This is a genomic window from Sagittula stellata E-37 (assembly GCF_039724765.1).
GTDB lineage: Bacteria > Pseudomonadota > Alphaproteobacteria > Rhodobacterales > Rhodobacteraceae > Sagittula > Sagittula stellata.
Map to the genome: position 1 here is coordinate 129,822 of NZ_CP155730.1, position 18,316 is coordinate 148,137.

At 64.7% G+C, this 18,316-nt stretch carries 23 protein-coding genes and 1 pseudogene; 16 read left to right on the forward strand and 8 right to left on the reverse strand.

The window, feature by feature from the left end; genetic code table 11:
• Window positions 1-113 precede the first annotated feature (113 nt).
• Window positions 114-479: a glycine zipper family protein gene (locus ABFK29_RS22040; protein WP_005861953.1), complete on the reverse strand. Its 366-nt coding sequence runs from the start codon at window positions 477-479 to the stop codon at window positions 114-116.
• A gap of 99 nt (window positions 480-578) precedes the next feature.
• Window positions 579-1,589, reverse strand: a complete 1,011-nt coding sequence (locus ABFK29_RS22045) for an AraC family transcriptional regulator (protein WP_005861951.1) — start codon at window positions 1,587-1,589, stop codon at window positions 579-581.
• A 713-nt stretch (window positions 1,590-2,302) separates the two neighbouring features.
• On the opposite strand from ABFK29_RS22045, the pseudogene ABFK29_RS25185 reads away from it, so the two are divergent.
• The 4 genes and pseudogenes from ABFK29_RS25185 to ABFK29_RS22065 form a co-directional block, all read left to right on the forward strand.
• Window positions 2,303-2,638 (forward strand): annotated as a pseudogene (locus tag ABFK29_RS25185) (GTP-binding protein); the annotation flags it as partial.
• A 128-nt stretch (window positions 2,639-2,766) separates the two neighbouring features.
• A complete protein-coding gene (locus ABFK29_RS22055; RefSeq protein WP_005861948.1) occupies window positions 2,767-3,378 on the forward strand; it encodes a DUF1826 domain-containing protein in 612 nt (203 codons plus the stop codon).
• Window positions 3,378-3,662 carry a DUF6525 family protein gene (locus ABFK29_RS22060; protein WP_083803499.1) on the forward strand — a complete coding sequence of 95 codons (285 nt, stop codon included), beginning with the start codon at window positions 3,378-3,380 and terminating at the stop codon, window positions 3,660-3,662. The genes ABFK29_RS22055 and ABFK29_RS22060 overlap by 1 nt, the downstream gene beginning before the upstream one ends.
• A gap of 54 nt (window positions 3,663-3,716) precedes the next feature.
• Window positions 3,717-3,962, forward strand: a complete 246-nt coding sequence (locus ABFK29_RS22065; RefSeq protein ID WP_005861944.1) for a hypothetical protein — start codon at window positions 3,717-3,719, stop codon at window positions 3,960-3,962.
• Window positions 3,963-4,001: 39 nt separating this feature from the next.
• Here ABFK29_RS22065 and ABFK29_RS22070 read toward each other — a convergent pair whose 3' ends face one another.
• The 5 genes from ABFK29_RS22070 to ABFK29_RS22090 are packed head-to-tail and all read right to left on the reverse strand — an operon-like array spanning window position 4,002 to window position 9,052.
• Window positions 4,002-5,273, reverse strand: a complete 1,272-nt coding sequence (locus tag ABFK29_RS22070) for a hydroxymethylglutaryl-CoA reductase, degradative (RefSeq protein ID WP_005861943.1) — start codon at window positions 5,271-5,273, stop codon at window positions 4,002-4,004.
• 28 nt (window positions 5,274-5,301) lie between these two features.
• Complete coding sequence (locus ABFK29_RS22075) at window positions 5,302-6,066, reverse strand: SDR family NAD(P)-dependent oxidoreductase (RefSeq protein WP_005861942.1); 765 nt, start codon at window positions 6,064-6,066, stop codon at window positions 5,302-5,304.
• A gap of 8 nt (window positions 6,067-6,074) precedes the next feature.
• Window positions 6,075-7,418, reverse strand: a complete 1,344-nt coding sequence (locus tag ABFK29_RS22080) for a TRAP transporter large permease (protein WP_005861938.1) — start codon at window positions 7,416-7,418, stop codon at window positions 6,075-6,077.
• Window positions 7,411-8,010, reverse strand: a complete 600-nt coding sequence (locus ABFK29_RS22085; RefSeq protein ID WP_005861936.1) for a TRAP transporter small permease subunit — start codon at window positions 8,008-8,010, stop codon at window positions 7,411-7,413. Before ABFK29_RS22085 ends, ABFK29_RS22080 begins: the two co-directional genes overlap by 8 nt.
• A 7-nt stretch (window positions 8,011-8,017) precedes the next feature.
• Window positions 8,018-9,052, reverse strand: coding sequence for a TRAP transporter substrate-binding protein (locus ABFK29_RS22090; protein WP_005861935.1), 1,035 nt, complete (start codon window positions 9,050-9,052; stop codon window positions 8,018-8,020).
• A gap of 171 nt (window positions 9,053-9,223) precedes the next feature.
• Here ABFK29_RS22090 and ABFK29_RS22095 point away from each other — a divergent pair, with 171 nt between their 5' ends.
• The 11 genes from ABFK29_RS22095 to ABFK29_RS22145 all read left to right on the forward strand — a co-directional run bounded on the left by ABFK29_RS22095 (window position 9,224) and on the right by ABFK29_RS22145 (window position 16,309).
• Window positions 9,224-9,943: a GntR family transcriptional regulator gene (locus ABFK29_RS22095; RefSeq protein WP_005861933.1), complete on the forward strand. Its 720-nt coding sequence runs from the start codon at window positions 9,224-9,226 to the stop codon at window positions 9,941-9,943.
• A 51-nt stretch (window positions 9,944-9,994) separates the two neighbouring features.
• The gene (locus ABFK29_RS22100) at window positions 9,995-10,774 is read left to right on the forward strand and encodes an SDR family oxidoreductase (RefSeq protein WP_005861931.1); all 780 of its coding nucleotides are present in this window, start codon (window positions 9,995-9,997) and stop codon (window positions 10,772-10,774) included.
• On the forward strand, window positions 10,774-11,718 hold the full coding sequence (locus ABFK29_RS22105) for a 3-hydroxyacyl-CoA dehydrogenase (protein WP_005861929.1): 945 nt from the start codon (window positions 10,774-10,776) through the stop codon (window positions 11,716-11,718). The genes ABFK29_RS22100 and ABFK29_RS22105 overlap by 1 nt, the downstream gene beginning before the upstream one ends.
• Window positions 11,719-11,741: 23 nt before the next feature.
• Window positions 11,742-12,677 (forward strand): 3-keto-5-aminohexanoate cleavage protein, encoded by a 936-nt coding sequence (locus tag ABFK29_RS22110; RefSeq protein ID WP_005861927.1) that lies wholly within the window; start codon window positions 11,742-11,744, stop codon window positions 12,675-12,677.
• Entirely contained in the window at window positions 12,664-13,407 is a 744-nt protein-coding gene (locus ABFK29_RS22115; RefSeq protein WP_005861925.1) for an SDR family oxidoreductase, read from the forward strand. Before ABFK29_RS22110 ends, ABFK29_RS22115 begins: the two co-directional genes overlap by 14 nt.
• A 93-nt stretch (window positions 13,408-13,500) precedes the next feature.
• Window positions 13,501-13,653, forward strand: a complete 153-nt coding sequence (locus tag ABFK29_RS22120) for a TA system antitoxin ParD family protein (protein ID WP_005861924.1) — start codon at window positions 13,501-13,503, stop codon at window positions 13,651-13,653.
• A gap of 197 nt (window positions 13,654-13,850) precedes the next feature.
• Window positions 13,851-14,057 carry a cold-shock protein gene (locus tag ABFK29_RS22125; RefSeq protein ID WP_005861922.1) on the forward strand — a complete coding sequence of 69 codons (207 nt, stop codon included), beginning with the start codon at window positions 13,851-13,853 and terminating at the stop codon, window positions 14,055-14,057.
• On the forward strand, window positions 14,054-14,293 hold the full coding sequence (locus ABFK29_RS22130) for a hypothetical protein (protein WP_005861920.1): 240 nt from the start codon (window positions 14,054-14,056) through the stop codon (window positions 14,291-14,293). The genes ABFK29_RS22125 and ABFK29_RS22130 overlap by 4 nt, the downstream gene beginning before the upstream one ends.
• A 101-nt stretch (window positions 14,294-14,394) precedes the next feature.
• Window positions 14,395-14,559, forward strand: a complete 165-nt coding sequence (locus tag ABFK29_RS22135; RefSeq protein WP_198135739.1) for a hypothetical protein — start codon at window positions 14,395-14,397, stop codon at window positions 14,557-14,559.
• Window positions 14,560-14,764: 205 nt separating this feature from the next.
• Window positions 14,765-15,016: a DUF982 domain-containing protein gene (locus ABFK29_RS22140; protein ID WP_005861916.1), complete on the forward strand. Its 252-nt coding sequence runs from the start codon at window positions 14,765-14,767 to the stop codon at window positions 15,014-15,016.
• Between the two features lie 144 nt (window positions 15,017-15,160).
• Complete coding sequence (locus ABFK29_RS22145) at window positions 15,161-16,309, forward strand: GAF domain-containing sensor histidine kinase (protein ID WP_005861914.1); 1,149 nt, start codon at window positions 15,161-15,163, stop codon at window positions 16,307-16,309.
• Between the two features lie 2 nt (window positions 16,310-16,311).
• On the opposite strand, the gene ABFK29_RS22150 is transcribed toward ABFK29_RS22145, so the two are convergent.
• Complete coding sequence (locus tag ABFK29_RS22150; RefSeq protein ID WP_005861912.1) at window positions 16,312-16,674, reverse strand: response regulator; 363 nt, start codon at window positions 16,672-16,674, stop codon at window positions 16,312-16,314.
• Window positions 16,675-17,380: 706 nt separating this feature from the next.
• Here ABFK29_RS22150 and ABFK29_RS22155 point away from each other — a divergent pair.
• Window positions 17,381-18,214, forward strand: coding sequence for a transglutaminase domain-containing protein (locus ABFK29_RS22155; protein ID WP_040604950.1), 834 nt, complete (start codon window positions 17,381-17,383; stop codon window positions 18,212-18,214).
• The last annotated feature ends 102 nt before the right edge of the window (window positions 18,215-18,316 follow it).

Sequence of the window (18,316 nt, forward strand, 5' to 3'; positions counted from 1 at the left end):
CCCAAGGTATCGGGGCGGATAGGTGCTTTGCCATCCCGGCTGGTGCGGTCCGCCAGTCAGCAGGTGGTGCAGACCGGCCATGCGCGTGTGGATGTCATACATCGCGCCCTCCCTCAATTGACCACCGTGTGGCCACGGCCGCGCAGGCAGTTCAGCACGATGGTCTCGCGCGTATCGCTCGCCTCGGATGCACCCGCCGCTGCGCCTGCCAGCGCGCCGACCACAGCCCCGCCGAGTGCGTCGCCTTCGTCGTCCACTTCGCCCAGAATACCGCCGATCCCGGCGCCAATGGCGGCTGCGGCCATCGTCTCCTGATCGAGTTGCTTCTGACTGCGGGCAAGGCTCCGGCAGGCGGACAGGTCGCTCTGGAACTGCGCGTTCGGAGCACCGTCCAGGATCGGATCCACATTCGTGCCCATCTCTGTGCAGGCGCCCAGAAGGGCGGTCAGGCAAAGCGGGGCAATCAGCATCGGTTTCATATCTTGTTTCCTTCGACTGTGTGTTTTGTCGAAGGGGGGTCTATGCGTCTGTATCGATCTGCGGCATGACCGCAAGGGCCAGAGGATTGACCTCCGGTATCAATTATCGAGCCAGGCGGTGGGACTCATGCCCGTCCACCGCCGGAAGGCCCGTACGAAAGCCGAGGCCTCCGAGAAGCCCAGAAGATAGGCCGTCTCCCCGACGGAGACCTTGCGCGTGCTGAGATAATCCATCGCCATCCGGCGGCGCAGGTCATCATGGACCTCGGCGAAGGTGACGCCTTCGTCCTTGAGCCGGCGGTAGAGCGTCTGCCGGCTCATGCCGAGGTCACGCGCGATACGGTCCATCGAGAGCGTACCCTCGTGCAGATCGGCCAGCACCCGCGCTTCGACGGCGGCACGCAGGGTGTCATTTTCCGCGAGGGCCTGCATCAGGCCATCGGCATGGCGCGTGAAGACGCCAAAGACATAGTCCTTGCCGCCGTCGAAGGCCTCGTCGAGCCAGACCGGATTGATCCGCAGCGCATTGCGCGAGGCGCGGAAGGTCACCGGCACGCGGAACAGGTCGGGGTAGCGATTGGCGTGTGGCGGCGGGGCGTAGGTCACCTCCAGCGCCAGCTCGAAGGGGTGTTCGGGGGCGGAGCGGCGGAATTCGGAGATGAACCGCGCGAAGCTCGCCTCCGTCGCATTCCAGCTTCCGTCGCCGGGGTGGTGATCGATCAGCCAGACCGTATCGCCTTCTCGCGCGATTTCGAAGCGGTCCCGCCCGCCGGGGATCGGCACGTCCGCCATGAGCCGCGCATAGCGGTTGAGCTGACCGAGGCTGTGCGGGAAGGAGGTGGAGGCATGTACGATCTGGCCCACGATGGACATGGTCTCCAGCCGGGTTTCCAGCACGTGGCGCAGAAGCAGCGAGGTATCGTTCAACGCCTCGATCCCCGCGGCGATAAGGGCCTGATAGGCGGCAGTGGGAATGCGGGTGTCCTGATCGGCGAGATCGTCTTCGCAGAGTCGCGCTGTCGCAAGCAGGCCCGCACGCGGCGCACCCTCGGCCACGGCATAGTCGAGAAAGGCCGAGGCGAAACCGGCGGCCATGGTCTGATCGGACATGCGGCAGTCTCCAACCGTCAAGAACTTGGTCCGCCCGGTTATGCCACCACCGAACAGCCGTCGGCAGAATGAGACGAGACACAACGTGGGGACAAGCCCTATGCTGCGCCCCCTGATTGCATTGCCCGTCATCCTGCTCTGTCTCTGCATGCGGATCTTCGCATTCCGGATGTGGATCACTTGGCAGCCACCGGAGGTCTGCGCGACCGCAATCGCTGCCCTGTTATCTTCGCCCTTGCCCGGGTCTGAAACCGGATTTGCGAACCCATGTTCATAACGTCTTGTTCATGGACTTTCAGAGCGCCGTTCGAAGACAGCGAAACGAAGATCGTGCGGACCTCTGGGTGGCCGATCGGCGCAGGGGGCGGCTTTGACAGCCATCATGGGAGCGCGGGCCCATGGGGCTGACGCGCCGGTTCCATAGGTGTGCCGTTACTGCAATTTTCCGCTTGCCAAAAAGTAACGTTATAAAATAACAATCCTCGACATGACTGGATGGGCATGCCAATTTTACCTCGCTAAAGCAGTCCCTTGGCGGGCTTTACCATTGCGACCGACAGTCAGGATGAAACGAGAAAACGGCGCAAACTCTTCGGTACGCCTCGCCGGGCGTCCTGCCTTTCTGCGCCCAAAAGAGAGGGTTCACCATGCAAGACAACGGGCTTCCGATCACGGCGTTGTCAGGCTTTCCGGGTGTAGGAAAGACCACCGTTGGGCGTTTTGACAGTCTGCTCATCGAATCCTTCGGGATGCCCGAGCCGTTCCCCGTGCCGACCACCCTCGCGTTTCGCGACGAGGCTGGCCACAGTCTGTCCGACGTTGCGCGGTTGCATAACATGGTCACGGTGGCCGACGCGATAAATCCGCTTCGCGACTTTTCCGGCCACCATTGCCAGTCGGACAAGGGTGAAACCGCAGGCGGCGGCGACATGCGCACCGATGTGCATCTGCTCACGGACCAGAACGACTTCGCCGATGGGGTGGTGCTGAACCAGGTCACGGATGCCGGCCCTCAGCGCGTCGATGCCGTGCGTCCGGTCGTCGAGGCGGGCATCGACATGCCCAAGTTGCAAAAGAGGCTGGACGATTGCCTGATGGACGGGGCCACCGGGCCGGACGTCCTGCCGGACCCGCCCGATCCCTTTCCGCTTTGGCGCCGCGCCGAGGAGGCGGCGTGATGCTGGATCTGCCCAGGATCGCCACGGCGATGAACGCCAGCGCTGACCCGCGCGTGTTGCAGACACTCGGGATGGACGGGGTCTCGCTGGCGCTTTGGCAGCGGGACTTGCCCGAAGGGTTGGCGGACTGGCTGGACTTACTCTCCCCCGACCAGTTGCCGCAAATGCGCGCCACAATGCCCGCGTCAAAGGTGGCCAAGGCGGTACGCGAGGCCTGCCATGCTGACCACGCGGCAGCGCAGGCAGAGTGCTTTGCCGAAGAGATCGCGACCATCGCGCGGCACGCGACATTGGCACTCGGCGCCCCCCTTCTGGAGGTCCGCCTGAAAGTCGCTACTGGCCAATCCTGCCCGAAATGGCACGTCGATGCGGTGGCGGGTCGGGTGCTTTGCACACTGCGCGGACCGGGAACGGAATACGGCCCGATCGACGCGGATGGCCACGCGCAGAGCGTGCACCAGATGGCGCGGGGCGCGGTGGCGGCTTTTCGCGGCGCACTCTGGCCCGGGCGGGAACTGGCCGGGATCGTGCATCGCTCGCCGCCCGCAACCGACGGCGCACCGCGCCTGCTGCTGGTCATCGACCCGGTGGACGACTGGGGGCGCTGTTGATGCGACCGTGCTCGAACCTCGGGAAAACCCGCCAGCGCCAGAGCCGCCGCAGCGGCGATCCGATGCGCGCCTTTGATGCGCTGCCCGTCCCTTTGCGCCGCTGGATGGCTCAGGCCGCGCTGCCGTGGTCGCCCACCTCGTGTCGCCGCATCTGGACCCGCGCCCGCAAGCGCGGTGAGGCGGTGGAGGTCGTGCTAGAGCGACTGACCCGCGCCGAGGCCGCCTGCCTCGCTCGTGAAAGGTTTGCGCGCCAGTTCTCCGCCGGTGCTGAAGACAACACCTGAAACAAGGATCCGGAAGATAGAACGAAACGCCTCTCTCAAAGCCGCCCTGCTGGCATGATTGCGGCCCTGCCTCTCGCTGTCATGGCGCAAGACGACACGTTGACCGTTGCCGCGCAGTTCGAGCTTCTGCGTCCGGAGCCCTCGACCTCCAGCTATGTCTTCGCCCGCTTGGGGCTGGTCGAGATGCTGGTGAATGCCGAACAGATCCCAAGTCCCGGCCAACAACTGGTAGATGCGCCCGCCCGTTGTGGGGTTGGACGTGATCGTCGACCGTTTCCAGACTATCTGCTGACGGGATAGAGCCGGGGCGGCTCCGATCCGTCCCCGGCACTCCATGGGTCAGTCCTTGCGCAGGTCATCCAGCAGTTTGCGGGCTTCGGCCTCCGTCACGCGGCTATGGGCGCGCAGGCCAGCTGCGACGGCCTCGATCTCGTCGCCTTCCGCGCCGGCGGCGATGGCCACGTTCTGTGCGTGCAGCGCCATGTGGCCCTTCTGGATACCGTCCGTCGCCAATGCCCGCAGCGCGCCGAAGTTCTGCGCCAGGCCGACGGCGGCGGTGATGCGCGCCAGCTTCTCGGCACTGTCGGCACCGAGGATCTTCAGGGAAAGCTGTGCTACCGGATGCACCCGGGTCGCGCCGCCGACGATGCCCAGCGAGAGCGGCAGTTCGATGGTCCCGGCAAGATCGCCCTCGGCGGTCTTCTCCCAATGGGTGAGCGGGCCGTACTGGCCACCGTGCGCGGCATAGGCATGGGCGCCGGACTCGATGGCGCGGGTGTCGTTGCCGGTGGCCAGCACCACCGCAGAAATGCCGTTCATGATGCCCTTGTTGTGGGTTGTCGCGCGGTAGGGATCGGCTTCCGCGAATTCGGCCCCTAGCAGCATCGCCTCCACCACCTCCGGTCCGCCGATCTGGTCGGCGGGCCAGACGGCGCGGGCGCGGGTCAGGCGGCGGTCGGCAAGGTTCGACAGGATGCGCAGCAGAGGCCGCGCGCCCGTCCAGCCTGCCAGCACGGGCGCCACACGTTCGGCCATGGAGTTGACGGCATTGGCCCCCATCGCGTCCAGCGTGTCGACCACAAGGTGCACGATCACCATCGTGCCGGAACGCGCCTCCACAAGCCGCACGTCGACCTCGCGCAGGCCGCCGCCAAGCGAGGTGAGCTGCGGGTCGACTTCGTCGCAGAGCGCGCGGATCTCGTCGGTGCGGCCAAGGATCTGCGCGCGGGCGTTGCGCGGATCGCTCAGGCCGCAAAGCTGCACCTGAGCGATGGTCAGCGAGCCGGAGTAGGAAGTGAAGAAGCCGCCGGTGTCCCGGCAGCGCTTGGCGGAATTGCAGACCGCCGCGATGACGGAGCTTTCCTCGGTCGCCATGGGCACGAGCATCTCTTCGCCATCGACGATCATGTTGGTGGCAAGCCCGAGCGGCACTGGCATCACACCGATGGCGTTCTCGATCAGCCGGTCGACGAGGCCGCCCTCGATCGGGCCGAGGTTGTCAAAGAGCTGCAGCGCCTCGGCGTTTCCGCCAAGCCGTTCAGCGAGGATGCCGATGCGCTCTTCGCGGCTGGCTTGAGCGAAACCGGGCAGGCGGGACGTGTGGTCTGTCATGAGGGGCTCCTGCGAGGGAAGGGCGGGGTCAGCCGCGAATGAGATAGCCGCCGTCCACGGGGATCGCGGCCCCCGTGACGAAACGTGCCGCCGGCGATGCGAGGAAAAGCACTGTGCCGGCCATTTCTTCCGGCAGGCCCCAGCGGCCCAGTGGCGTGCGGGAGGTGACGCGGGCGTCGAGCCCGGGCATGTCCTTGCGGGCCTGCAGGGTCAGCGGCGTGTCGATCCAACCCGGCAGAATGGTGTTGGCGCGGATGCCGTCCGACGCCCAGGACACGGCGAGGCTGCGGGTGAGTTGTACCACCCCGCCCTTGGCCGCGGCGTAGGCGCTGCTGGCCTCGTTCGCGAGAACGGACATCATGGAACCCACGGTCACGATGCAACCCTCGCCGCTTTCCTTCAACAGGGGATAGAGCGCGCGGCAGGTCAGGAAGACCGAGGTCAGGTTGGTGTCGATCACCGCTTCCCAGTCGTCTAGGGTCAGGTCCTCGGGCGGCATCCGGCGGTTGGTCCCGGCGGCGCAGACCAGCGTGTCGAAGCCGCCCAGAAGGTCCGTCACGGCCATTTCCAGCCGCGCCGCGCCGTCTTCGGACCCGGCGTCCCCGGCGACGAAATGCACCGTGCCGTGGGGCGTCAGGGCGGCGAGGGCCTCGGCGCCGCGCGCCTCCGACCGGCCGGTGATGATCACCTCCACACCGGCCTCGAGGAAGGCCCGCGCGATGGCGAGGCCGATGCCGCTGGTGCCGCCGGTCACGACGGCACGACGGCCTTTCAGGTCGAACAGGTCAGACATGGATGTCCTCAGTTTCCAAGCGCCGCGGGCAGCCACAGCACAAGCGATGGGAACAGGATGCAGAGCATCAGCCCGAAGATCTGGATCAGCACGAAGGGCACGATGCCGCGGTAGATCTGGCCGATGCCCAGTTCCGGCGGCGCGATGCCCCTCAGGTAGAACAGCGCGTATCCGAAAGGTGGCGTCAGGAACGATGTCTGGAGGTTGACCGCCACGAGCACCGCGAACCACGTCAGGGTAATGCCGGAGTTGCCCAGCCCGAAATCCAGCCCCGCGATGATCGGCGCAAAGAGCGGCAGCACCACGTAGGAGATCTCGATCCATTCGAGGAAGAAGCCCAGCACGAAGATCAGCGCCATGATGAGGAACAACGTCTGGTAGGGACCCGACGCGATGGCCATCACCGCGTCCTCGATCATGTAGTCGCCGCCCACGCGCTTGAAGATCGCCGAGAAGACGGTGGCGCCGATAGCGACCGACAGGATCATGGCGCTGGTGAGCGCGGTTTCCTGCACGCACTCGACGAGGTTCTTGCGGGTGAGCTGCCCCATGACGGCGGCGAGCAGCGTGGCCCCCAGCGCACCGATGGCGGCAGCCTCGGTCGGGGTGGCGACACCCGCGACGATGGAGCCCAGGACACCCAGGATCAGCAGGACCGGCGCCACCAGGTGCTTGGCCAGCGTGACGATCAGTTCGCCGATCGGGGTGGCCTCGGACTTCGGTGCCGGGGGCGCCTTCGACGGGTCGAGCCAGGTGGTCACGAGGATGTAGGTGGCGTAGAGTCCGCCCAGCACGACGCCGGGTATCACCGCGCCCATGAACAGGTCGCCGATGGAGATCGACAGGATGTCCCCCACGAGGACCAGCATGATGGAGGGCGGAATGAGGATGCCCAACGTCCCCGCGGAACAGATCGTCCCGGCGGCCAGCGACATGGAGTAGTTCTGCTTGATCATCACCGGCAGCGCCATCAGGCCCAGCATGACGACGGAGGCCCCGATGATCCCGGTGGAGGCTGCCATGACGACACCCACGATGGTCACCGACAGGGCAAGCCCGCCAGGTCGTTGCGCAAACATCTTTTCCAAAGACAGCAGCAGGTTCTTGGCGATGTCGGATTTCTCCAGCATCAGGCCCATGAACACGAAGAGCGGCACCGCCAGCATCAGCCAGTTGGTGAGCGTGCCGGTGAAGATGCGCGACGACACCGTGTTCAGGAACAAAAGCGGCACGTCGCCGATGAAGGTGAAGAGGATGCCGACACCCGCCAGCACGAAGGCGACCGGGTAGCCCGAGAAGATGCCGGCGATCAGCACCCCGACCATGGCAAGGGGAAGCACGTATTCAGCCATTCCGGTCCTCGTGTGCTGCGTGTTCTGCGTGCGCGGGCGAGAAGATGCGCCCGAGATGGATCAGGATGCGGCCGATCCCGGTGATCCCGAGAAAGACGAACCCGAGCGGCAGGAACGATTTGATCAGGTAACGGTCGGTCAGCCCGCCGTAGTCGGAGCGTTCGCCGGTGTTAAAGGAAAACTCCACGAAGTTGAGGCTCAGCCAGCCGATGATGACGCAGAAGGGGAGCAGGAAGATGACGTCGCCCAAGAGGTCGAGCACCGCCTTACCGCGCGTCGAGAGCTTGTCATAGACAAGATCCACCCGGACGTGCTGATCCTGCGCGAGGGCATAGGACATGCCCAGCATGATGATGATGGCCAGAAGGTGCCACTGCAGCTCGGCAAGGCCGGTCAGGGTCAGCTCGGTGCCGAACAGCGGCAGGTCGGTCTGCCACGTGGCGATCTGGCCCACATGCATGAGCGACCCGATCACGGCCACGAGCACAAGCGCGATCATCGGCAGCAAGAGCCACGCCGCGGCGCGTCCTGGCCATGCGCCCGTTTGCACGAGCGCATGGCCGACGCGCTCCAGTCTGGAACGCGAAGTCATGGCAGGATCAGTTCGCTGCGGGGATCTGCTGCAGGTCGTTCCAGACCTGTGCCTTGGCCATGTAGTCCTGGATGGACTGGTACGCCTCGGCGACGATCGGGTCGGCGGCGGCGGCCTCTTCCAGAACTTCGGTGGACGCTTCGCGCAGCGCGGCCAGAACCTCGTCCGGGAAGCGCTTGGTCTCGACGCCCATCGAGCGGAACTCCTCGATGATCTCGCCCTGCGGTTCCGGTGCCGCGGCCAGCGACCAGGTCACGGTCGCCTTGCAGGCAGTCATGATCTGCTCCTGCACTTCTTCGCCGAAGCCGTCCCAGACGTCCATGTTCACGATCAGGGAGTTCCAGCTTGCAGGCTGATGCCAGCCCGGGAAGTAGTAGTACTTCGCGATCTCGGCAAAGCCGAGCGACTTGTCCACCACGGGCAGCGAGAATTCGGTCGCGTCGATGCGGCCACGTTCGAGCGCGACGTACAGCTCACCGCCGGGGATCAGCTGGGTCGATGCGCCCAGCTTGTTCAGCACCTGGCCGCCCATGCCGGAAATCCGCATGCGAAGGCCCTGCAGGTCCTCGACGGTGTTGATCTCCTTGTTGAACCAGCCGCCCGGCTCGGGCGCGGTGACGTGGCAGGGCAGCAGTTTGACGTTCAGCGGGGTGTAGGCCTTCTGGACGATCTCCATGCCGCCGCCTTCCCACATCCAGCCGGTGAACAGGTCCGGGCCGGGGCCGAAGGGCATGGCACCTGCAAGCGCGGCAACCGGGATCGTACCCCCCCAGTAACCGATGAAGTCCCAGCCCGCCGGGATCGCACCGGAACTGACCTGGTTCAGCACTTCCAGCGCCGGGACAAGGTCGCCCGCGCCGTGCACGCGCAGTTTCACTTCGCCATGCGTGGCAATATCGATGTTCTTCGCCAGAACTTCCGCGCCCTCACCGAGGAACGGCATGTTCTTGGGGAATGTGCTGGCTACGTCGAGCGTCTCGGCCTGCACGAAGCTGGCGGTGGAAATGGCGAGCGCTGCAGTCAGTGTCGCAACAGTTTTCAAGTCGTGTCCTCCCAAATAGGTCCGCCCGGTGTCTCCTCCCCGGGTCGGATAGATCTGATTCGCCCCAGCAAGGGGCCGGTGGCATCGCAGGTTTTCCTTGCCTCGCTTGACTTTGCCCTAGGCGCTCGGCACACTGCGATCTCAGATCAACGATAACCAAAGGGCGCCACGATGCAAGGCGATTCCGTCACCGGCCTCGATTCCATTACAACGCCCCTTCAGCGCGACAGCCTTCAGCAACAGATCTACAACAGGCTCTTCAACGGGCTTGTGACGGGCGCCTATCTGCCGGGCGACGTCATCTCTTCGCGGCGGATGGCGCAGCAACTCGGGGTCAGCGCGATGCCGGTGCGCGAAGCGTTGACGCGGCTCACCGCCGAAGGCGCGCTGGAACTGACGAGCAGCCGCACGCTTCAGGTCCGCACGCTCACACCCGAGAATTTCGACGAGGTCACCGCCCTCCGCATCGCCAACGAGGGCATGGCCGCCGAACGCGCCGCGCGGCAGGTCACCGCCGCCGACATCGGCCGTGTGCGCGCCCTCCACAAGGAGCTTTCGCGCGCCGCGGAAGGGCAGGAGACCGACCGTTACCTTGCCGCGAACGCTGCGTTTCACGGCGGGATCTACCGCGCCGCGCACTGGCCGCTTCTGATGGACATCATCAAGCGGCTGTGGCTGGCGGTCGGCCCCTCGATCCGGGTGAGCGTGCCGGACCACCATCATATGGCGACCTCGATGACGTTTCACGACGCAGCACTTGCCGCGCTCGAAGCGCGCGACGCGGAAGGACTCCGGACCGCCATCGTCGAAGACATCCGTACCGCGGCCACCGATATCCGTGCCCGGCTCGAGGAAGAGGCCGGCCCGGCGCCCGACCAACAGGGCGGCTGACGCCGTCCCGGCCATTGCGCCGGACATCACCACAGGGAGGACACCACAATCATGAGCATTCTCGGATCATTGACGCCTGCCAAGGGCCTGCGCGTCCTGATCACCGCCGGGGCAGGGGGCATCGGTCAGGCCATTGCCCGCGGCTTTGTCGAAACCGGCGCCCGCGTTCACATCTCGGACATCGACGAGGCGACGGTCAATGCCGCGACCGGCGGCGCGATCACCGGCAGCGTGGCTAACGCCGCCGACGAGGCGCAGACGAAGGCCCTGTTCGAGGAAGCGCGCGAGCAGATGGGCGGTCTCGACGTGGTCGTCGCCAACGCCGGTGTGGCCGGGCCGACCTCCCGCGTGGGAGAGATCAGCCAGGCCGACTGGGACGAATGCCTCGAGATCAACCTGCGCGGTGCCTACCTGGCCGCCCGCTTCGGTGAGGCCGAGCTGAAGGCCAACAAGGGCCTGTTCATCGCCATGGCCTCGGTCGCCGGGCGGCTGCCCTATGCCTTCCGCACGCCCTACGCCGCGTCGAAATGGGGCGTGATCGGACTGGCCAAGAGCCTCGCCGCCGAGATGGGGCCGGACGGCGTGCGCGCCAACGCGATCCTGCCCGGCATCGTAAAGGGCCCGCGCATCGACAGGGTGATCCAGGCCCGTGCCGACCAGGTGGGCGTCTCTTTCGAAGAGATGCGCGAGCAGTACCTCGCAAAGGTCTCGCTCCGCCGGATGGTGACGGCCGAGGACATCGCCGCCATGTGCCTGTTTCTCGCCAGCCCGGGCGGCAGCAATGTGTCGGGTCAGGCGCTCAGCGTCTGCGGCAACGTGGAGACGCTGTGATGGCGGTGCCTTCGATTGCGATCGTCGGCAGCGGCCTGATCGGCTGCGCTTGGGCCGTGTCCTTCGCGCGCGGAGGCTGTTCCGTCGCGATGTACGATGCGACGGAGGGGGTGGCCGCGGCGGCCCCTGACCACATCCGAGCGATGGCGGAAGAGATGGCCGCCGCCGACCTGCTGATGGGTGAGACGCCGGATGCGGTCGCTTCCCGCGTCCGCGTCGCGACCGACCTTGCCGATGCGCTGAAGGGCGTGTCCCACGTGCAGGAAAACGTGCCGGAGAAGCTGGAGATCAAGCAGGCCGTCTGGGCCGAGCTCGACCGGCTGGCGCCCAAGGATGCGGTGCTGGCCAGCTCCACCTCGGCGCTGCTGCCCTCCGCCTTCACCGAGGGGCTGGCCGGGCGGCATCGCTGCGTCGTGGCCCATCCGATCAACCCGCCCAGCCTGATCCCCGCAGTCGAAGTTGTCCCGGCGCCCTGGACCGATCCGGAAGTGGTCGAACGCACCGCACAACTCATGGAGCGGATCGGGCAGAAGCCCATCCGGATGAAACGCGAGGTCGACGGTTTTCTGATGAACCGCCTTCAGGGCGCGCTCCTGCAGGAGGCGTTCCGCCTGGTGGATCAGGGCATCGCCGCGCCGGAGGACGTGGACATCGGCATCCGCGAGGGGCTGGCGCCGCGATGGGCCGTAGTGGGTCCGTTCGAGACCATCGACCTGAACGCACCCGGCGGCGTGCGTGACTACGTCGCCCGCTATGGCGGCATGTATAGCAACATGGCCCCCAGCCAGCGCGACCCTGCCGACTGGTCCGGCACCGCACTCGACCAGATCGACGCCGCGCGGCGCGCATCCGTGCCGCTCGACGATATCCCGAAGGCCCAGGCCCGGCGCGACAGCCGCCTGACGGCCCTGATGCAATTCCTGCGCGGCCAGAGCCGCGCCTGAGATTTTCCCGGAGGAGAACGGGCATGCCCAGAACCAGCAACAAGATCATCATCAGCTGCGCCGTCACCGGCGCGATCCACACCCCGTCGATGTCGCCGCATCTGCCGGTGACACCGCAGGAGATCATCACCGACAGCCTCGCCGCAGCCGAGGCCGGCGCGACCATCCTGCACCTGCACGCACGCGACCCGGAAACCGGCAAGCCCACGCAGGACCCGGACGCCTTCCGCGCCTTCCTGCCGCAGCTCAAGCAAGCGAGCGGCGCGGTGCTGAACCTGACCACCGGCGGCTCGCCCCACATGACGGTGGCGGAACGGATGCGCCCGGCGGCCGAGCTGAAACCCGAGGTGGCGAGCCTGAACATGGGTTCGATGAACTTCGGTCTCTACCCGATGCTGAACCGTTTCACCGAGTTCAAGCACGAGTGGGAACGCCAGCACCTCGAGAACAGCCGCGACCTTGTGTTCAAGAACACCTTCGCGGATATCCAGCACATCCTCGAGGTTGGCAACGCCAATGGCACGCGCTTTGAATTCGAGTGTTACGATACCTCGCATCTCTACAACCTGGCGCATTTCGTGGACCGTGGCCTGGTGAAGGCGCCGTTCCTCGTCCAAACGGTCTTTGGCCTGCTGGGCGGCATCGGTGCGCATCCCGAGGATGTGGCGCACATGAAGCGCACCGCCGACAGGCTTTTCGGCGACGATTACGTGTGGTCGGTGCTGGGCGCCGGCCGCAACCAGATGAACGTCGCGGCGCAGGCTGCGGCACAGGGCGGCAACGTCCGCGTCGGGCTGGAGGATTCGCTCTGGATCTCGAAGGGCAAGCTGGCGGAAAGCAACGCCGACCAGGTGCGCAAGGCGCGTCTCTTGCTGGAAGGGCTGGGTCTGGAGGTCGCGACACCGGAAGAGGCGCGCGGCATGCTGGACCTCAAGGGCGCGGACAATGTCGCGTTCTGAAGCCTTCCCTGTTGTCGTCACAGGCGGCAGCCGGGGCATCGGGGCGGCCACGGTCGCCCTGCTCGCGGCGCGCGGCCATCCCGTCGTGTTCTCCTACGCCTCCAACGACGCTGCCGCGCAGGCGCTCTGCGACCGTGTGGCGGAGGAGGGTGGCCAGGCAGTAGCCTGCAAGGGCGATGCGGCGGATGAGGGCGCGGTTGCCGCGCTCTTTGCCGCCTGTGTCGACCGCTTCGGCCCACCCGGCGGCGTCTTTGCCAATGCGGGCATCACCGGTCCGGCCTGCGGTCTGGACGACCTGTCGGCGGAAGATCTGCGCCGGGTACTGGATGTGAACGTCGCGGGCAGCTTCCTGACCGCACAGGCGGCCCTGCGCAGCATGCCCGACGGCGGCGCCATCGTGCTGATGTCGAGCCGCGCGGGGCGGTTGGGCGGCGCGGGCGAATGGCTGCACTACGCCGCCAGCAAGGGCGCCATCGACACGCTCTGCGTCGGGCTCGCGCAGGAGGCCGGACCGAAGGGCTTCCGCGTGAACGCCGTGGCGCCCGGTCTGATCGAGACGGAGATCCACGCCGCCGCGGGCCGGGGTGACCGGTTGAAGACCGCAGGAAGTTCCGTGCCGATGGGCCGGACCGGCACGGCGGAGGAGGTCGCGCGCACGGTGGCCTGGCTCATGTCCGACGACGCGTCCTACATCTCGGGAACGATTGTGGACATCAGCGGCGGGCGCTGAGCGGAAGCCTTGATAACAGGGTCGCAAATAGACGCCTTCAGGTGCAGGAGGTCCTCCACGGCCAGATCCGCGAAATTAGCAGCCGAGACGCTGGTGGAAGACGCCCGCGTCATTTCCGAACTGCAAAGCCGCTCGCTGGCCGGTCAGATCACCCATAGGGCCCGCACCGGCCGCGCCATCGAACGTTTCGGAACTTTCGATCACGCGTCGATGTCATCGCTGACCCTGACAACGCGGGGCCATTAAAACTGCCGCTGCAATGAAAGGCCGCTATTGCAAGCATAGCCTTGTAAACCTCGCAGTTAAGCACTACTTAACAACTGCTGACGTTTCTTCTCTTCGCTATTCCGCCGCCACTGGCTTGGTATCGGTTGATCGACTTGGATCGACTATGCCGGGCTGCCGCGATCTTGTGGGCAGCGTTTATCAAGGAGACCACGGATATGGCCAATGGCACCGTGAAATGGTTCAACAGCACCAAAGGCTTCGGCTTCATCCAGCCCGAACATGGCAGCAAGGATGTCTTCCTGCACATCTCTGCCGTCGAACGCGCCGGGATCAACCGGATCGAAGACGGTCAGGCTGTTACTTTCGACGTCGAGAGCGGCCGTGACGGTCGCGAATCCGCCATCAACCTGGCACTCGCGTGAAGACAAAGCTGGAAGACCTGCTCAAAGGTGTTCCGGCTCGGGAGGGGAACGGTGGGCAGCTTTTGGCTCCCAGCGTTTCCGCTTCGGAGGCAAAATCCGCAGAGCGGGTCACTGCGCTTGACAAGACCACCGCGAGCGCAAAGCGCTTGTTGGATGACGAGGCCTTGGCCCGTTCTGAAAAGACTGCGCGCCTGAAAGCTGCGCGCGAGAAACGCGACATGGGCGACGAAGACTGATCTCAGTCCCCGCGACCTAGCTTTCCACGATACCGCCCGCGCGAAATTCCCTGAACGAATTTGCGCGGTACATCAAACCACGATGACATTAGGAGACGATGATGGGCTATTCCCAGCCGAAGAAGCAGCTCGATCTCAAGGAATTCTTGAGTACGCCTGCGAAAAAACGTCCCTACGGTCGCAAGTTTGGAGCGATGAAGCCGCAAGCCGCGACTGCCAAGCCGGACGAAACGCCGGCGGCTAAACAGGACGACGCGGCAAGCTGAGCCTCGATAACTTTTGCCTCCGGAACCCGGAGGAGAACAACAGGATCGGTTCCGCTCAAGCGGAGCCGACAGTCTCGCCGATGCGAGACAGGGCGCAACCGTCGTTGCACCAGAAATGGCGATCCTTTCCATCTTCGATGAGGGGTGCTGACTGCCTTAGCAGGCAGGCCGTGCCGGGATCGCGTTACCAAACAAGGACAAATGATTGATCGAAATACAATGGGGCACGCCGATCGCCCTTTACACGCCGCATAATGATGTCGCCGAACGCTTTTGCACGATCGAGAAGGCGCGTCACTGGCTGCGCAGGAAGTGGCCCGTCGCCGACAATACGCGTCAGGCCGCGCTGGAAACAATCGACTCCGCAATGGACTGCATGTGCCCGGTGAAAGATGCACGCATCGCCTTCGTCGTTGCTGCATTGTCCGCTGGATTTGTGCCGGTCCGTGCGTCTTGAAGCGCGTAGCGTATGTAACCTATGCATTCAAAGCGGAGCCACCTATGCTCCACTAACTGTACCTCATCGACCAAGCGCATGTTATTCGAAAGCGAAGCCCTTCATCAAAGTATCCGTCAGGTCGAGCTTGTCTCGGATATTTCCATGATCCTCGATGCCTGCGGCACCGCAACCGGCATGGGGTTTGTCGCAGTTGCTCGAGTCACCGATGACCGCTGGATGACCTGCGCGTCTCGGGACAACGTGAACTTCGGCCTGAAGCCGGGTGACGAACTCGACGTCGCATCGACCATCTGCTGCGAAGTAAGGGCCTGCCGTAGCATTATTTCGATCCCGGATGTGGATGATAGCGAGATCTACCGCAATCATCCTACGCCCCGGCGGTACGGCTTCAAGAGCTATATCTCGGTTCCGATCATCCGGAGCGATGACAGTATCTGGGGCACCCTATGTGCCCTGGATTCCGAACCGCACGAGATTGGCCCGCAGGCGGAACAGCTTTTTACGATCTTTGCCCGGATTATTGCCCGCGAGCTCGACCGCCAGGACGAATTGGCCGCAGGTCGGCAAGAGATCGAAGAGGGGCACGCGAGTCTTCAGACCGAACGCGATACCGCACGGCTGCGTGAAGAGTTCATCGCCATCGTCGGACACGACCTGCGCAATCCGATCGCAGCCGTCACCTCCGGCTTGCGAATGATCGAGGAACGCGACCTGTTGCCCGAGCGTAGGGCGATGCTGGTGCTAGAGATGCAGCGCGCGCTGACGCGGGCCAGCCAGATCATCACGAACCTGATGGATTTCGCCCGTGGCCGCCTTGGCGCCGGGATCGAGATGAATGCGCCCGCGCCGGTCGATCTTGCGCCGGTGTTCCGCGACGTGATCGGCGAGATCGAGCAGGTTGCCGGTCAACCCGTCTATTCCTCGATCGACCTGCCGCGAGCGCTGGTCGCCGATCCGCAGCGGCTCGGCCAGCTCTTGTCGAACCTATTGGGCAATGCCGTGACTCACGGCGCCCCCAGTCAACCGATCACCGTCGATATCGCCGAGCGTGACGGTGAGCTGGTCGCCAGCGTCACGAACCAGGGCGCGCCGATCCCGCCGGATGTGCAGGCGTCATTGTTTCAGCCGTTCTCACGCAATGAAAGCAAGCGGAAAAGCCTTCAAGGCCTTGGGCTGGGCCTCTACATCGCGTCGCAGATTGCCTTGGCGCACGGCGGACGGCTCCATGTCTCGTCTTCGGAGGAGGCAGGCACAACCTTCACCCTGCGCATGCCGGCCAAACCGGCCTGAGGTCACGAAACCGACAGAAGCGCCGCGACGATATCTTCGGCGACGAGGGGTTTTGCAAGAAACCGGCTGTGTCGCGGAATGGCGTGAGGCTCGGGGGACTTGCCGCCCGACATGATGATGATACGGCAGCCACCCGACCGCTGCCGCACTTCCGCCGCGAGGCCGAGGCCGTCCATTTCGCCCGGCATGTCGATATCGGTGACAAGTAAGTCGACCGCACCGCTGCCGTCCATGACTTGCAGTGCCGAGGCCGCATTTCCCGCTTCCAGAACGTTGTATCCCAAGTCGCTAAGGCCAAGCGACAGATCCATTCGAATGATCGGCTCGTCGTCGACAACGAGGATCGTCAGGGTCTTGTCGGTCATGCGGGCGCTCCAATGAAAAAGGTGAACTGCAACGCAGCCAGCACTCGAACGCCCTACGATACATGCGCTCAACGGCTCGGCGGGCACATGCGTTCCGGTCTCCTTTCGCGGCGGGGCGGTTTTGCAGGGGAGCCTGGCGGCAAAGGCCAAACAGAGGCCATCACGCCATTCCAAACGCGCCGCGATGGACAGTGCGGGCTGGAGCCGTGGCGGCGGCTTGGCGACACGTCCCCCCCAACAAAAATACCGTGCGCTCGCATTTTACGATCATTCGCTCAGCGCTCCCGGACGAAGCCGATTGTGACCGTCTACGCAGTTGTAAATCGGGCAAGGCACCCCATCTTACATTAAATCCTGAAGTGCATATTCCGAAATGGGTGCATTTGAAAGAATATCGGATCCCGCCGATTTCCACTCATTTGCTGTCCGAATGCTGAATCTCTAACTGGACTGTGCGATCGACCGGGACGCGGCCGCACAGACTGCCACGACCGGTCGGACTGGGCTGCACGTTTCCGTGTAACGATCCTATCCTCAGACACTTTCAGGGCGCGCGTGGAAGCGCTTGGAAGGTACGGCTCTTCGGCAGATCAGATCTGCGTCGCCCACGATCAATCCACTGAAACGACCTCTTTCGAGGTGACTGAAAGGACCGTCCGTGAACAAGGACACCCGCCCCTCGTCGATGGCAGACCGCAAACCGGCGCTGCGCATGAATATCGGGTGCCGCATCACCCACACCCTGACTCAGCCGACCCCTTTGATCGCGCTGCTGAATGTGCATTATTCGCGCTTCGGCGACCTCGAACGTGCGGATTACCTTGTCACACAGCCGAGCGTTCCGCTCGAAAGCTACCGCGACGGGTTCGGCAACTGGTGCACGCGCATGGTTGCCCCCGCTGGCGAGTTCACACTGACGACCGATGGGATCTTCCGGGATGCTGGCCATCCCGATCCCCATAGCCCCGACGCGCAACAACATGCCGTGGAGGACTTGCCCTTCGATACGCTCGTCTACCTGCTGGGCAGCCGCTACTGCGATACCGACCTGTTGTCGGAGCGCGCCTGGGAGCTCTTCGGAACGACCGACCAAGGCTGGTCGCGCGTACAGGCAATCTGCGATTACGTGCATGACAGCATAGCCTTCGACTACATGAAGGCCGACTCAACCCGTACCGCAGCGCAGACACTGGCCGGGGGATACGGAGTCTGCCGCGATTTCACCCATCTCGGCATCGCGCTGTGTCGCTGCATGAACATCCCGGCCCGGTACTGTACCGGCTACCTGAGCGAAATCGGCGAACCGCTGCCCCATGCCGAAGACGACTTCGCCGCATGGATGGAGGTTTACCTGGGCGGCCAATGGTGGGTGTTCGACCCGCGAAACAACAAACGGCGTACCGGGCGCATCCTCGTGGCGCGCGGCAGGGACGCCGCAGACGTGCCGCTGACACAGATCTTCGGGCCGGGCACCCTGTCCGGGTTCGAAGTGTGGACCCAGGAAGCGCAAGGCGAATGGCCCGTGACCACCAATACCTGACCGTCGGGACCAGAGACCACGGATCCCAGATTATGGAGCGCGTGGAGACCGGCCGTGTCCCGTCAACATTTCCAAGGATATTTCAAATGAACCTCCAAATCG

Coding starts and splice junctions, on each gene's coding strand:
- ABFK29_RS22040 (WP_005861953.1), bottom strand. CDS start 479: ATGAAACCGATGCTGATTGCCCCGCTTTGCCTGACCGCCCTTCTGGGC.
- ABFK29_RS22045 (WP_005861951.1), bottom strand. CDS start 1,589: ATGTCCGATCAGACCATGGCCGCCGGTTTCGCCTCGGCCTTTCTCGAC.
- ABFK29_RS22055 (WP_005861948.1), top strand. CDS start 2,767: ATGCTGGATCTGCCCAGGATCGCCACGGCGATGAACGCCAGCGCTGAC.
- ABFK29_RS22060 (WP_083803499.1), top strand. CDS start 3,378: ATGCGACCGTGCTCGAACCTCGGGAAAACCCGCCAGCGCCAGAGCCGC.
- ABFK29_RS22065 (WP_005861944.1), top strand. CDS start 3,717: ATGATTGCGGCCCTGCCTCTCGCTGTCATGGCGCAAGACGACACGTTG.
- ABFK29_RS22070 (WP_005861943.1), bottom strand. CDS start 5,273: ATGACAGACCACACGTCCCGCCTGCCCGGTTTCGCTCAAGCCAGCCGC.
- ABFK29_RS22075 (WP_005861942.1), bottom strand. CDS start 6,066: ATGTCTGACCTGTTCGACCTGAAAGGCCGTCGTGCCGTCGTGACCGGC.
- ABFK29_RS22080 (WP_005861938.1), bottom strand. CDS start 7,418: ATGGCTGAATACGTGCTTCCCCTTGCCATGGTCGGGGTGCTGATCGCC.
- ABFK29_RS22085 (WP_005861936.1), bottom strand. CDS start 8,010: ATGACTTCGCGTTCCAGACTGGAGCGCGTCGGCCATGCGCTCGTGCAA.
- ABFK29_RS22095 (WP_005861933.1), top strand. CDS start 9,224: ATGCAAGGCGATTCCGTCACCGGCCTCGATTCCATTACAACGCCCCTT.
- ABFK29_RS22100 (WP_005861931.1), top strand. CDS start 9,995: ATGAGCATTCTCGGATCATTGACGCCTGCCAAGGGCCTGCGCGTCCTG.
- ABFK29_RS22105 (WP_005861929.1), top strand. CDS start 10,774: ATGGCGGTGCCTTCGATTGCGATCGTCGGCAGCGGCCTGATCGGCTGC.
- ABFK29_RS22110 (WP_005861927.1), top strand. CDS start 11,742: ATGCCCAGAACCAGCAACAAGATCATCATCAGCTGCGCCGTCACCGGC.
- ABFK29_RS22115 (WP_005861925.1), top strand. CDS start 12,664: ATGTCGCGTTCTGAAGCCTTCCCTGTTGTCGTCACAGGCGGCAGCCGG.
- ABFK29_RS22125 (WP_005861922.1), top strand. CDS start 13,851: ATGGCCAATGGCACCGTGAAATGGTTCAACAGCACCAAAGGCTTCGGC.
- ABFK29_RS22135 (WP_198135739.1), top strand. CDS start 14,395: ATGGGCTATTCCCAGCCGAAGAAGCAGCTCGATCTCAAGGAATTCTTG.
- ABFK29_RS22145 (WP_005861914.1), top strand. CDS start 15,161: ATGATCCTCGATGCCTGCGGCACCGCAACCGGCATGGGGTTTGTCGCA.
- ABFK29_RS22150 (WP_005861912.1), bottom strand. CDS start 16,674: ATGACCGACAAGACCCTGACGATCCTCGTTGTCGACGACGAGCCGATC.